Consider the following 13632-nt stretch of genomic DNA (forward strand, 5'->3'; position numbering starts at 1 on the left):
CCGGGCCGGCGCCTTCTATACCAAGGTCGAAGAGCGCGCGCATGAATGGAGGGTACGAAAGGAGGTAGGAGCGAATTCATTCGCGATTCGGCACGGCTTGGCGATGGCTTTCGCTTCGCTCTACCCATCCTACGGTGTGGTCTCTTGCTCCCTGGGGCTCATGAAAGAAAACCCCGGCGCGTGGCCGGGGTTTTCGGTGGTGCGGGGCAGGGGTCAGTCGACCGCCTTGACCATGTCTTCGATGACCTTCTTGGCGTCGCCGAAGACCATCATGGTCTTGTCGAGGTAGAACAGTTCGTTGTCCAGGCCGGCGTAGCCGCTGGCCATCGAGCGCTTGTTGACGATCACGGTCTTGGCCTTGTAGGCCTCGAGGATCGGCATGCCGGCGATCGGCGACTTCGGATCGTTCTTCGCAGCCGGGTTGACCACGTCGTTGGCGCCGAGCACCAGGACCACGTCGGCCTGGCCGAACTCGGAGTTGATGTCTTCCATCTCGAACACCTGCTCGTACGGCACTTCGGCCTCGGCCAGCAGGACGTTCATGTGGCCCGGCATGCGGCCGGCGACCGGGTGGATCGCGTACTTCACGGTCACGCCACGGTGGGTCAGCTTCTCGGCCAGTTCCATCAGCGCGTGCTGGGCACGGGCCACCGCCAGGCCGTAGCCGGGAACGATGATGACGGTGTCGGCGTTGGTCAGCAGGAAGGCCGCGTCGTCGGAGGAGCCCGACTTAACGGGGCGCTGCTCCTTGCTGCCGGTGGCGGCGCCGGCATCCGCATCGGCACCGAAGCCGCCGAGGATGACGTTGAAGAACGAGCGGTTCATCGCCTTGCACATGATGTAGGAGAGGATCGCGCCCGAGGAGCCCACCAGCGAACCGGCGATGATCAGCATCGAGTTGTTCAGCGAGAAGCCGATGCCGGCGGCCGCCCAGCCCGAGTAGCTGTTGAGCATCGACACCACCACCGGCATGTCGGCGCCGCCGATCGGGATGATGATCAGCACGCCGATGACGAAGGCCAGGGCCACCAGCAGGGCGAAGGCGCGGATGTCACCGGTGAAGGTGAAGTACAGGCCCAGGCCGAGGATCGCCAGGCCGACGGCCAGGTTGACCATGTGCTGGCCCTTGAACACCACGGGGGCACCCTGGAACAGGCGGAACTTGTACTTGCCCGAGAGCTTGCCGAAGGCGATCACCGAACCGGAGAAGGTGATGGCACCGATGGCTGCACCGAGGAACAGTTCCAGGCGGTTGCCCTTGGGAATGGCGTCGCCCAGGGTGGCGACGATGCCCAGGGACTGGGGTTCGACCACGGCGGCGATGGCGATGAACACGGCGGCCAGGCCGATCATGCTGTGCATGAAGGCGACCAGCTCCGGCATCTTGGTCATTTCGACGCGCTTGGCCATGACCGAGCCGGCGGTGCCGCCGACCAGCAGGCCGACGATGACGTAGCCGATGCCCTGGGTGGCGAGCTCAGCGCCGAGCTTGTAGATCAGGCCGACGGTGGTGAACACCGCGATGGCCATGCCGATCATGCCGAACAGGTTGCCGCGACGGGACGTGGTCGGGTGCGACAGGCCCTTCAGTGCCTGGATGAAGCACACCGAGGCGACGAGGTAGAGAACAGTGATCAGGTTCATGCTCATGGTCAGTGCTTCTCCGCCGACGCCTTGGGCGCTTTCTTCTTGAACATTTCCAGCATGCGTCGGGTGACCAGGAAGCCACCGAAGACGTTGACCGCGGCCAGGGCCACGGCCAGGGTGCCCATGGCCTTGCCCAGCGGGGTGACGGTGAGGGCGGCGGCCAGCATGGCGCCGACGATCACGATCGCCGAGATGGCGTTGGTCACGGCCATCAGCGGGGTGTGCAGGGCGGGGGTCACGTTCCAGACCACGTGGTAGCCGACGTAGATCGCCAGCACGAAGATGATCAGGTTGTAGATGCCGTCAGAAATCATATCCATGTCCGCTGCCCCTTAGCCGTTGGTGCGGACGACTTGCCCGTCGCGGCACATCAGGCACGCGGCGACGATGTCGTCTTCGAGGTTGACGTGGAACTGGCCGTCCTTGTCGATGACCAGCTTGAGGAAGTCCAGCAGGTTGCGCGCATAGAGGGCCGAGGCATCCGCCGGCACCAGGGCCGCCAGGTTGCTGTAGCCGACGATGGTGACGCCGTGCTTGACCACCACCTGCTCGGCTTCGGTCAGCGGGCAGTTGCCGCCTTGGGCCGCCGCCAGGTCGATGACCACGGAGCCCGGCTTCATTTCGGCGACGGTCGCCTCGTGCAGCAGGGTCGGGGCCTTGCGGCCCGGGATCAGCGCGGTGGTGATGACGATGTCGGCCTGCTTGGCGCGCTCGTGCACGGCCTTGGCCTGGCGCTCCATCCAGGAGGCCGGCATCGGGCGGGCGTAACCGCCGACACCCTGGGCGCATTCGCGCTCTTCATCGGTCTCGAAGGGCACGTCGACGAACTTGGCGCCGAGGGATTCGATCTGCTCCTTCACGGCCGGGCGCACGTCGGACGCCTCGATCACCGCACCCAGGCGCTTGGCCGTGGCGATGGCCTGCAGGCCGGCGACACCGGCACCGAGGATGAGGATGCGCGCGGCCTTCACGGTGCCGGCGGCGGTCATCAGCATCGGCATGAAGCGCGGGTAGTGGTGCGCAGCCAGCAGCACGGACTTGTAGCCGGCGATGTTGGCCTGGGACGACAGCACGTCGAGGCTCTGGGCGCGGGAGGTGCGCGGCGCCGCTTCGAGGGCGAAGGCGGTGATGCCGCGGGCATTCATGCGCGCGATGGTCTCGTTGCTGAACGGGTTGAGCATGCCGACCAGCACGGCGCCGGCCTTCATGAGGGCCAGTTCGGCGTCGGACGGGGCGACGACCTTCAGCACCAGGTCGGCACCGAAGGCGGCGGCGTCGCTGCCGAGGGTGGCGCCGACGGCTTCATAGGCCGCGTCGGTGATGCTGGCGCTGACGCCGGCACCGCTCTGGACGGTGACCTGATGGCCTTGGCCGATCAGTTTCTTGATGGTCTCGGGAGTCGCGGCTACCCGCGTTTCACCGGCCAGGGTTTCGAGAGGAACACCGATGTGCACGTAAATTCTCCTGCGTGATCGTTGTGATTGACCAGCGCACTACGTTGGCGCTCTGGCGGGGGCGGATCAGCACAAAACCGCTCGGTGCACTGCGTGCTGACCGGCGGGCGCGGCATTTTGCAGGCGAACCGCGAGTGCTTCAAGAAGTTCTGAAGTCAAACGCGGCAGTAACTACAAGTCACCAATTGACCGGGAAAGCGGCCATTTGATTCAAAGCGCCGTCCGGACTGGCTGCGCAGCCTATCCGGAGGCCCTGTGGGCGGGGAATGACATCCCTGACATGAATGGATGTCCATCAGGCCATGCCCGACCCACTGGGAGGCCGCGACATCCTGCCGTCATTGGCGGCGCGACTGTTAGTCAGCGTTTTTTATAGTTGCCATAAGTGTCTGGAAAACGGGGCTTGTGTAGCTTTGATGAATAATTGACTACAGGGTCAAATATCACCGAAAAGCCCATTCCAGAGGGGGAAGTGCAGGAAGGACGGACGCGCCCTGTGGTGGATTGTCGCGGTTGCGCCTCAAACCAGCAGGCCGAGGCTCTTGGCGCGCATCACCGCCTGGGTGCGGCGCTTCACGCCGAGCTTGCTGTTGATCTTCTTGGTGTGGGTTTTCACCGTGTTCACCGAGATGAACAGGTAGCTGCCGATCTCCTGGTTGGAGAAGCCCTCGGCGAGCAGCTGCAGGACCGAGCGTTCGCGCTGGCTGAGCAGGTTGCTGTGGTCGCCCGCACCCGTCGCACCGCTGCGCTCGCCGGGCTGGCCGGCGGCGGGCCACTCCTGCAGCAGGCCCTGCATGCCGAGGTTGGTGGCTTGCTGGCGAGTCTCGCGCTCCAGGTTGGCGGCATCGTCCAGGCCGAGCCAGCGGGCCGCCTCGGCCAGCGCCAGGCCGACTTCGCAGGCCAGCGGCCGGTACTGGAGGAATTCGCAGCGCTGCAGCAGGGGGCGCAGCATCGCCTCGGCCTGTTCGGCGCGGCCCGCCGCCAGGTGCCCCCGGGCCAGCAGGAGCAGGTTGCGCAACGGCAGGGTGGGGTAGTCCAGCGGTGGCATCCAGGGGCTGTCGCCCTCGAAGTAGCGCTGGATGCGCAGGCCCACCGGTTCGACGCGGTCCCAGCGCTGCTGGCGGGCGAGCACGCGCATGCTCTGCAGGCTGAGCACGCCGTTGAAGGACAGGCGCCAGACCTGGCGGCAATGCATTTCCCGCTCGGCATCACGCAGGTGGACGAAGGCCTGGTCGAACTCGCCGCGCCGCGAGCGGAGTTCGGCGAGGCCGAGGTAGCCATGCAGGGCGAAGGGGTCGGCGCATTCCAGGGCCTGTTCCAGGCCGATGCGCAGCTCGGTCTCGGCGTCGTCGAGGCGGCCGTGGATCAGGTGCAGTTCGCCCTGGATCAGGTGCAGGCGGCCGAGCAGCAGGCCGTCCACCGCCTTGCGCTGGCCGATCAGGGCGAAGCTCTGGGTGACCAGCCCCTGGGCGCGGGCGAACTCGCCGCGCAGCAGCAGCAGGCGGGTGCGGTCGAGGTTGATCAGGGTTTCGAACAGCAGGCTGCCCTGGCGCCGGGCGATCTCCAGGGCGTCGTGCAGGCGCACCGGGGCGAGGTCGGGCTGGCCGCTGGCCATGGCGATGCGGGCGAGGGCGGAGTGGCACAGCAGGATCGGCATCCAGTCCCGCTCGGGCAGGTGCTCCAGGGCTTGCTGGCAGTGCAGCGCGGCGTCCTGACCGGGGCGGCCGCGCAGGGCGCCGAGTACGCCGTGCAGGGCCTGCCAGTTGGCCAGCAGCTTGCGGTTGCGGCGGCCGTCGGCCTGGGGCAGGAAGCGGCCGAGCTTGTGGATGCAGTCCTCGGCTTCGTCAAGGCGCCAGGCCAGGAGCAGGGCCCAGGCGTTGAGGGTGAGCAGGCGTGGCGTGCTCTCCAGCAGCAGGGCGGGGAGCCGGCTGCGCCAGGCGAGCAGGTGGGCGAGGTGCTGCTCGCCGGTGAGCCATTCCTGGCCGAGGTGTTCGAGGTAGTTGGCGGCGACTTCCGGTTGCCCGGCGCACAGCGCTTGTTCGATGGCGTCTTCCACCTGGCCGGCGGCGATGAACACCCGGCACGCAGCCAGGTGCAGGTGGGCCGCGGCGGTCGCCGAGATGCGGTTGTGCAGGACCTTGGCCACGGCGGGCAGCACGCGGTACCAGTGGCCGTCCTCGTCCAGCGGCATGCAGAAGGCCTGGCGGGCGAGCAGGCGCGAGAACAGCTCGGCGCCGTCGCTTTCCTCCCACAGCTGGCGGCACAGTTCGGCGGAGACCTTGGGCAGGTGGACCAGCGCGAACAGGCAGCGGGCTTCCTCGTCACCCAGGCGGGCGAGCAGTTCGTGGTCGAGGTATTCCTTGAGCCAGCAATGGCTGGCGGCGGCAGCGGTGCCGGGGCCGTGCGGGTGATTGCGGCTGGACAGCTGCAGGCGGGCGCCGGCGCACCAGCCTTCGCTCTCCTGCCAGAGTTCCTCGCGCTGGGCTTCGCTGGCCTGGGGGGCGAGCTGGTCGACCAGGCGCTCCAGTTCGTCGCGGGTCAGGGCCAGGTGGGTGGCGTCCAGTTCCTGCAGTTCGCCGGCCAGCAGCAGGCGTGGCAGGTTCCAGTCCGGCCGCTGGCGGGCGCTGACCAGCAGCTGCAGGTTGGGCAGGGCGCGGGCGAGCAGTTGGTCGATGCAGGCATCGAGTTCCGCCGGGGGCTGGCTCGGGTAGTCGTCGAGCACCAGCCACAGCGGCTTGCCGCCGCCATCGAGCAGTTGCAGCAGGGCGAGTGGCGCGGGCAGGTCGGGAACCGGGCGCTGCAGGGCGCCGGCGATCTGCGCGAGCAGCTGTTCGGGGTGCAGGGGCTGGCCGGCGAGGTTGAGCCAGAGCACCTGGCCGGGGTCGCGCAGGCCCAGCAGCAATTCGCTGAACAGCACGCTCTTGCCGAAGCCGGCCGGGGCGCAGAGCAGGCGCAGGCGGCTCTGTTCGGCGAGCAGGCGTTCGGTCAGCCGGGGGCGCGGCACATGGGCCGGCGGCAGGCGCGGGATGCTGGGGTGGGGGGCGCGAACGGACGGAACGCCGGAGCTGCTGCGGGGCATGGCGGTTCTCGCGGATGTTGTTGTTATGGGATGAACCGTGGTCATTGAGACTAGACCCAAGGCAGCGGCAGGTGAAGCGCTATGGCCGCGAATGATTGTGCGCCATAACGCAGCCCCGCAATGCACGCGCCCCGGGCATGCCGGGGCGCGCTTGCAGCGGTTGGAGCCTTGGTTCGGTCAGCGGATGCCGGCGTTGCGCAGGGCGGCCGGGGTGTAGTCGGCGCCGCTGGCCTTGAAGCCGAACTCGGTGCCGTGTTTCTCCTCGTTCTTCAGGCCCAGGGCGATGTAGCGGCCGGCGATGATGTCGTACAGGGCTTCCAGGGTGTAGCCGGAGACCTGCTGGCCGTAGTGGTACTCGGCGTGGCCTTCGCCGACGCGCCACAGCTGGCCGCGACCGTCGTAGTGATCGACCAGGGCGACCTGCCAGCTGTCTTCATCGATGTACATGTGGCGCTTGGCGTAGATGTGGCGTTCGCCGGCTTTCAGCGTGGCCTCGACTTCCCAGACGCGGTGCAGCTCGTAGCGGGTCAGGTCCTGGTTGATGTGGCCGGCCTGGACGATGTCCTTGTACTTGAGGGAGGTGGAGTCGAGCTTGTAGCTGTTGTAGGGGATGTACATCTCCTTCTTGCCGATGAGCTTCCAGTCGTAGCGGTCGGGCGCGCCGGAGAACATGTCGAAGTTGTCGGCGGTGCGCATGCCGTCGGCGGCGGTGCCTGGGCCGTCGTAGGCGACCTGCGGCGCCCGGCGCACGCGACGCTGGCCGGCGTTGTAGATCCACGCCAGGCGCGGCTCCTTGACCTGGTCGATGGTCTCGTGGACGAGCAGCACGTTGCCGGCCAGGCGCGAGGGCGCGAGGACCCGCTGCTTGAAGTAGAGGAGGATGTTGGCGGCCTTGTCCTGGTCGAGGTCGCTCATGTCGCCGGGGAAGGCGACTTCGTCCTGGAACTGCACCGGGGAGAAGGAGCCGTTGGTTTGCGGGGTGACCTGCACCACCAGGCGCCGGGCGTTGCCGCCACGGTAGCGGGTGATGTGGTTCCACAGCACCTGGACGCCGTCCTTGGGAATCGGGAAGGCGTAGTAGTGGCTGGCGGCGAAGTTGGACAGGCCGTTGCCGCCGTCCACCGGCTGGGTGTTGAGGGCGCTCTGCTTGGCGGCGGCGTAGATGGCGTCCGGCGCGGCGGCGGTGCGGTGGGTGGTGTAGACCGGGATCTTGTAGGTCTCGGGGTAGCGCTTGAACATCGCCAGCTGGCCTTCGGAGAGCTTGTCCTTGTACTGCGCGGCGTTGGCGGCGGTGATGGTGAACAGCGGTTTCTCGCTGGCGAAGGGGTCGGCGAGGAAGCCGTTGGCGTCGATGGCGGCGGCGTTTTTGGGCAGGCCACCGGTCCATTCGGGGATGCTGCCGTCGGCGTTGCCGGCCTTCTCGGCGCCCAGCGGGGTGAGGCTGGTGCCGAGCTTGGCGGCTTCGTCGGGCGATACCGCGGCCATCACGGTGGCGGCCAGCAGGCTGAGGGCCAGCACACCGCCTTGCAGGATTCTTGTGGTTCTCATTGTGCGAGTCCTATGCGGTCGTTGATCAGAAGTTCAGGCCGAAACTGAGGGCGATGAAGTCGCGGTCAGTGGTGGTGTTGTAGTGGCCGCCGAAGAAGTCGGTGTAGCTGAGGCTGGCGGTGTAGGTGTTCTGGTATTCGGCGTTGAGGCCGAGGCTGATGGCTTTGCTGCCTTCGTTGAAGTTGGGGCCGTAGCCGTCGACGTCATGGGACCAGGCGAGGCTGGGGGTGAGGTTGATGCCGGCGAAGACGTTGCTGTAGTCCAGGGCGGCGCGGGCGCGGTAGCCCCAGGAGCTGCTGGTGTAGAAGCCCTTGTCGTTGCACTCGCGCTGCGCCGGGCTGGTGGCGGTGAGCGCCAGGCAGGTGGCTTGCGAGGAGAGCTGGCCGGGGCCGTAGATCGGGTCGCGGCCGTAGCGCAGCGAGCCCATGTCGTCGTCAAGGCCGCCGATGTGGTTGTAGCCGACCTCGGCCACCAGGGTCAGGCGGCTGGCGCCCATGACCTGGTCGACGAACTGGGTGGCGGTGACCTGGGCCTGGGTGACGGGCTTGCGCTCGTAGCCGTGGAGGATGGCGCCGGCGGTGTTGCTGCCGTGGCCACTCTCGAAGATCGGCGAGGAGGGGACGGCCAGGGCGGCGAAGGACAGGTCGGTGCTGTTGAGCTGCAGCGGCATGTTGGGGCGGAAGCTGAGCTCGCCGGCGACCGAGGTGCCTTCGATGTTGGTCTGGAAGCTCACGCCGTAGAGGCGGATGTCCTCGGGGTATTCGATGAAGTAGCGGGCACCCGGCGCGCCGGGGATGACCGCCAGGCTCGGGGTGGTGGTGCGGATGGTGCTGAACACCGGCCCGCGGCTGTGGTAGTTCATCGCATAGGCACCGAACTCGGTGTCGTTGAACTCCGGCACGAACCAGCGCAGGGCGACGCCGAACTGGCCGCTGTCGCGGGCGTCCTTGTCGCCGGCGCGGGGGATGTAGAGGGTGGCGCCGGTGTTGGTGGAGACGCCGGGCGGCAGGTCGGGGCCGTTGACGATAAGGCGGTCCGTGCAGCCGTCGGCGACCACGTCGGAGGTGGAGAAGAAGGTGCCGCAGTTGTCGGCCACCGTCTGGTCCCATTCCAGCTGGTAGAAGGCTTCGGCCGAGAGGCTGTCGGTCAGGCTCTGGGAGACGTAGATCATGTTGACCGGAATGAGGCCTTCCTTGATCTCCGCCCCGGGGCGGCGGAAGGCGGCGGCGTCGATGGGGTTGATGCTGTTGATCGAGTTGCCGATGAAGGTGCTCTCGCCCCAGCTCACTACCTGCTTGCCGACGCGCACGCTGCCGGGCAGGTCGCCCAGGTTGTAGTTGTGGTAGATGAAGGCGTCGAGGATCTGCGCGCCCGAGGACTTGGCGCCCTCTTTGCGGTTGTGGTCGTCGATGTCGTAGAACTCGCGGTGCTCGTCCTTCAGCTCGAAGTCGTACCAGTATTTGCCGCGGATGAAGACGCCGGTGTCGCCGTACTTCAGTTCGAGGTCATGGATGCCCTTGAAGATCTTCGAGAAGGTCTCGCCCTTCTTGAAGTTGAGGCGGCCGTCGTCGGAGGTGCGCGAGAGCGCTTCGCCACCGCTGGCGGTGGAGATGAATTCCGGGTCCGGCGCGCGGGTGCCCCAGCTCGCGCCGACCGACAGCGATGAGTCGAACTGCGCTTCTATCTCCCCGATGTTGAAGGTGACGGCGTACGAGGGGGCGGTGAATCCCAGTGCCACGGCGGCGGCCAGCGCGTGCGGCCGGAAGATTCCGCGCATTGTTCTTGTTGTCATGCGGCTCTCCAGTGAAGGATGAAGGAGGCCTCATGCTAATCAGCCGAAAGTCTGCCCATAACTGCCTGAACGGGCGATTTCACCCATCACCCGGGTGGGTGATGCCAGCGCTCGCACGGGCCTGTGCGGGGGCTTTTCAGGGCGATGGGGAGCGGGTGGGACGATACGGCCTGGCGGGCTGCTACTTTGCGTGACAGTGGCGGGCGTGTGGACTCAGTCCTGGCCGGCCTGCTGGCGGTAGAGGCGCGCGGCTTCCACCAGCCAGTCGCGGAAGGCGCCCAGGGCGGCGGATTCGACCTTGCGCTCGGGGATGATCAGGTAATAGGCCTTGTCGCTGCGGAAGCTGTGGTCCAGGGCGGCGACCAGGCTGCCGTCGGCCAGTTCGCGCTGGATGAGGAAGGGCGGGATGAGCGCGATGCCCATCTCGTGGGTGGCCGCCTGGGCGAGCATGGAGAAGAGCTCGTAGCGCGGGCCGCTCATGTCACGCGGGACGTTGAGGCCGAGGGAGCCGAACCACTGGCGCCAGGCATAGGGGCGGGTGGTCTGTTGCAGCAACGGAAGGCCGGCGATCTCGCTGGCGCTGAGGCGCTCGCGGCCACCCAGCAGGCGCGGGCTGCACACCGGCACCGAGTGTTCGTGCATGAGGAAGTGGGATTCGGTGCCCGACCAGTCGGCGTCGCCGAAGTAGAGCGCGGCATCGAAGGCGGTGTCGGCGAAGAGGAAGGGACGGGTGCGGTTGGTGAGGTTGACCGTCACTTCCGGGTGCAGGCGCTGGAAATCCGCCAGCCGGGGAACCAGCCATTGCGTGCCGAAGGTGGGCACTACGGCCAGTTCGATGGCCATCGCGCCCTGCTGGCCCATCACGGCGAGGGTGTCGCGCTCCACGGCGTCGAGTTGGGTGGCGATGCGGCGGGAGTAGGCGAGGCCGGCCTCGGTGAGCTTCACGCCACGGCGCGAGCGGCGGAACAGCTCCAGGCCGAGGAATTCCTCCAGCCCGCCGATCTGCCGGCAGATGGCGCTCTGGGTCAGGGCCAGTTCTTCGGCGGCCTTGGTGAAACTCTGGTGCCGCGCGGCGGATTCGAAGGCGATCAAGGCACTGGTGCTGGGGATCTTGCGGCGCATGCTGTACCTCTGCCTCACAATTGAGTGGCGTAAACGGCGGCTCGTGCGATTTCGGAGTGAGAAATTAGCACAAGAGGGTGCGAAATCCTCGTTTGCTCCTGGCGGCCGGCACTGTCTAGGATGAATGCATACGACAAGACGGGCGCGACCCGTTCCGCATCCACCGCTTACCGAGGATTCCTCCATGGCTGCCAAGGCTTCTTTCAACTGGATCGACCCGCTGATGCTGGACCAGCAACTGACGGAAGAGGAGCGCATGGTGCGCGACAGCGCCGAGCAGTTCGCCCAGGACAAGCTGGCTCCCCGTGTGCTGGAAGCCTTCCGCCATGAAAGGACCGACCCGGCGATCTTCCGCGAGATGGGTGAGGTCGGCCTGCTGGGCGCGACCATCCCGGCGGAGTACGGCGGCAGTGGCCTGAACTATGTGTGCTATGGGCTGATCGCCCGCGAGGTGGAGCGCATCGACTCCGGCTACCGCTCGATGATGAGCGTGCAGTCTTCCCTGGTGATGGTGCCGATCAACGAATTCGGCAGCGAGGCGCAGAAGCAGAAGTACCTGCCGAAGCTGGCCAGCGGCGAGTGGATCGGCTGCTTCGGCCTGACCGAGCCGAACCATGGTTCCGACCCGGGTTCGATGATCACCCGCGCGCGCAAGGTGGAGGGCGGCTACCGCCTGACCGGCAGCAAGATGTGGATCACCAACAGCCCGATTGCCGATGTCTTCGTGGTCTGGGGCAAGGACGATGCCGGCGATATCCGTGGCTTCGTGCTGGAGAAGGGCTGGGAAGGCCTGAGCGCGCCGGCCATCCACGGCAAGGTGGGCCTGCGGGCGTCCATCACCGGTGAGATCGTGATGGATAACGTGTTCGTCCCCGAGGAGAACATCTTCCCCGAGGTGCGTGGCCTGAAGGGGCCGTTCACCTGCTTGAACTCTGCCCGCTATGGCATTTCCTGGGGCGCCCTGGGTGCCGCCGAGTTCTGCTGGCACACCGCGCGCCAGTACGTGCTGGACCGCCACCAGTTCGGTCGTCCGCTGGCGGCCAACCAGCTGATCCAGAAGAAGCTGGCCGATATGCAGACCGAGATCACCCTGGCCCTGCAGGGTTGCCTGCGCCTGGGTCGTATGAAGGACGAGGGCACCGCCGCCGTGGAGATCACCTCCATCATGAAGCGCAACAGCTGCGGCAAGGCGCTGGACATCGCCCGCCTGGCCCGCGACATGCTCGGCGGCAACGGGATTTCCGACGAGTTCGGTATCGCCCGTCACCTGGTGAACCTGGAGGTGGTCAACACCTACGAGGGGACCCATGACGTGCACGCGCTGATCCTCGGCCGCGCGCAGACCGGTATCCAGGCGTTCTTCTGATCCGGAGTTGCCACTCCCTCTATATATAGAGGGCGTGGTGCCTGTCCTTCCTTCTCCTTTGGGTGATTCCATGGCCGGTGCCCTTTCGCATATCCGCGTGCTCGATCTTTCCCGTGTGCTGGCCGGGCCCTGGGCCGGGCAGATACTCGCCGACCTCGGCGCCGAGGTGATCAAGGTCGAGCGACCGGGGGCCGGGGACGACACCCGCTCCTGGGGCCCGCCCTATCTGAAGGACGCCGATGGCCGGGATACCAGCGAGGCCGCGTACTTCCTTTCCGCGAACCGCAACAAGCAGTCGGTGACCATCGATTTCACTCAGGAGGAGGGGCAGGCGCTGGTGCGCAAGCTGGCGGCGGAGTCGGACATCCTCATCGAGAACTTCAAGGTGGGCGGGCTGGCGGCCTATGGACTGGACTACGAATCCCTGAAGGCGATCAATCCCCGCCTTATCTATTGCTCCATCACCGGCTTCGGCCAGTTCGGGCCCTACGCCAAGCGCGCGGGCTACGACTTCATGATCCAGGGGCTGGGTGGGCTGATGAGCCTGACCGGGCGTTCGGATGCCGAGGAGGGGGCCGGTCCGGTGAAGGTGGGAGTGGCCCTGACCGATATCCTCACTGGGCTGTATTCCTCCGTCGCCATCCTCGCTGCATTGACCGCGCGCGGGACGACCGGGCGTGGGCAGCACATCGACATGGCGCTGCTGGACGTGCAGGTGGCTTGCCTGGCCAATCAGGCGATGAACTACCTCACCACGGGGAACGCGCCTCGCCGGCTGGGGAATGCGCACCCCAATATCGTGCCGTATCAGGACTTCCCCACCGCAGACGGGGATTTCATCCTCACCGTCGGCAACGATGGGCAGTTCCGCAAGTTCTGCGAGGTCGCCGGCCACCGGGAGTGGGCCGACGACCCGCGTTTTTCTTCCAACAAGGCGCGGGTGGCGAACCGGGCCGAGCTGATCCCGCTGATCCGCCAGGCCACCGTGTTCAAGACCACGGCCGAGTGGGTGGCGGCGCTGGAGGAGGTTGGCGTGCCCTGTGGGCCGATCAACGACCTGGCGGCGGTGTTCGAGGATCCCCAGGTGCTGGCCCGTGGCTTGAAGGTGGAGCTGCCGCACGCGCTGTCGGGGCTGGTGGCCCAGGTGGCGAGTCCGCTGCGGTTGTCTGACACCCCTGTCGAATACCGTCTCGCACCGCCGCGCTTGGGCGAACACACCGATGAGGTGCTCGCGCGGGTACTGGGGCTGGACGGCGGCGCTATAGCCACGCTGCGCGACAAGCAGGTTATCTGATCCCTTCTATATATAGAGGGAAAGGGGATTCCTGACCGTTTGAACAAAAGATTCAGCTTTTTTCAAAATGGGGGTTTACACCCATCCCCGCTCATGTAGAATGCGCGCCTCGCTGAAGCGGAAAGCTCCGCCGAAGCGAGTAAGTTGTTGAAACGAAAAGAAATTTTCCAAAAACAACTTGACGCGGTACTGGGGTGATGTAGAATGCGCCCCTCGCTGAAGAAGACGAAGTCAACTGAAGCGCAAGTCGTTGAGTAGAAAGAAAAAATTCTTCGAAAAACAGCTTGACAGAAAGAAAGGCTGCTGTAGAATGCGCGGCCTCGGTTGAGA

The 13632-nt window shown here is 66.4% G+C and carries 9 protein-coding genes and 1 pseudogene; 2 read left to right on the top strand and 8 right to left on the bottom strand.

What is annotated here, in order from left to right:
* Window positions 1-213 precede the first annotated feature (213 nt).
* The 7 genes from ACYJSS_RS24435 to ACYJSS_RS24465 form a co-directional block, all read right to left on the bottom strand.
* On the bottom strand, window positions 214-1650 hold the full coding sequence (locus ACYJSS_RS24435; RefSeq protein ID WP_236205132.1) for an NAD(P)(+) transhydrogenase (Re/Si-specific) subunit beta: 1437 nt from the start codon (window positions 1648-1650) through the stop codon (window positions 214-216).
* Window positions 1651-1652: 2 nt separating this feature from the next.
* Window positions 1653-1967, bottom strand: coding sequence for an NAD(P) transhydrogenase subunit alpha part 2 (locus ACYJSS_RS24440; protein WP_021217425.1), 315 nt, complete (start codon window positions 1965-1967; stop codon window positions 1653-1655).
* Window positions 1968-1979: 12 nt separating this feature from the next.
* On the bottom strand, window positions 1980-3101 hold the full coding sequence (locus ACYJSS_RS24445; RefSeq protein ID WP_173178211.1) for a Re/Si-specific NAD(P)(+) transhydrogenase subunit alpha: 1122 nt from the start codon (window positions 3099-3101) through the stop codon (window positions 1980-1982).
* Window positions 3102-3621: 520 nt separating this feature from the next.
* Window positions 3622-6180 carry a LuxR C-terminal-related transcriptional regulator gene (locus ACYJSS_RS24450; protein ID WP_236205133.1) on the bottom strand — a complete coding sequence of 853 codons (2559 nt, stop codon included), beginning with the start codon at window positions 6178-6180 and terminating at the stop codon, window positions 3622-3624.
* 177 nt (window positions 6181-6357) lie between these two features.
* Window positions 6358-7728: a DUF1329 domain-containing protein gene (locus tag ACYJSS_RS24455; protein WP_111263301.1), complete on the bottom strand. Its 1371-nt coding sequence runs from the start codon at window positions 7726-7728 to the stop codon at window positions 6358-6360.
* A 25-nt stretch (window positions 7729-7753) separates the two neighbouring features.
* The gene (locus tag ACYJSS_RS24460; RefSeq protein WP_111263300.1) at window positions 7754-9520 is read right to left on the bottom strand and encodes a DUF1302 domain-containing protein; all 1767 of its coding nucleotides are present in this window, start codon (window positions 9518-9520) and stop codon (window positions 7754-7756) included.
* Window positions 9521-9733: 213 nt separating this feature from the next.
* Window positions 9734-10642: a LysR family transcriptional regulator gene (locus ACYJSS_RS24465; protein WP_111263299.1), complete on the bottom strand. Its 909-nt coding sequence runs from the start codon at window positions 10640-10642 to the stop codon at window positions 9734-9736.
* A 184-nt stretch (window positions 10643-10826) separates the two neighbouring features.
* Here ACYJSS_RS24465 and ACYJSS_RS24470 point away from each other — a divergent pair, with 184 nt between their 5' ends.
* Window positions 10827-12008 carry an acyl-CoA dehydrogenase gene (locus ACYJSS_RS24470; protein ID WP_111263298.1) on the top strand — a complete coding sequence of 394 codons (1182 nt, stop codon included), beginning with the start codon at window positions 10827-10829 and terminating at the stop codon, window positions 12006-12008.
* A 70-nt stretch (window positions 12009-12078) separates the two neighbouring features.
* Window positions 12079-13302: a CaiB/BaiF CoA transferase family protein gene (locus ACYJSS_RS24475; protein ID WP_111263332.1), complete on the top strand. Its 1224-nt coding sequence runs from the start codon at window positions 12079-12081 to the stop codon at window positions 13300-13302.
* 91 nt (window positions 13303-13393) lie between these two features.
* Here the strand turns inward: ACYJSS_RS24475 and ACYJSS_RS24480 are convergent.
* Window positions 13394-13632: pseudogene (locus ACYJSS_RS24480) on the bottom strand (hypothetical protein); the annotation flags it as partial.

This window comes from Pseudomonas sp. No.21 (assembly GCF_054558415.1).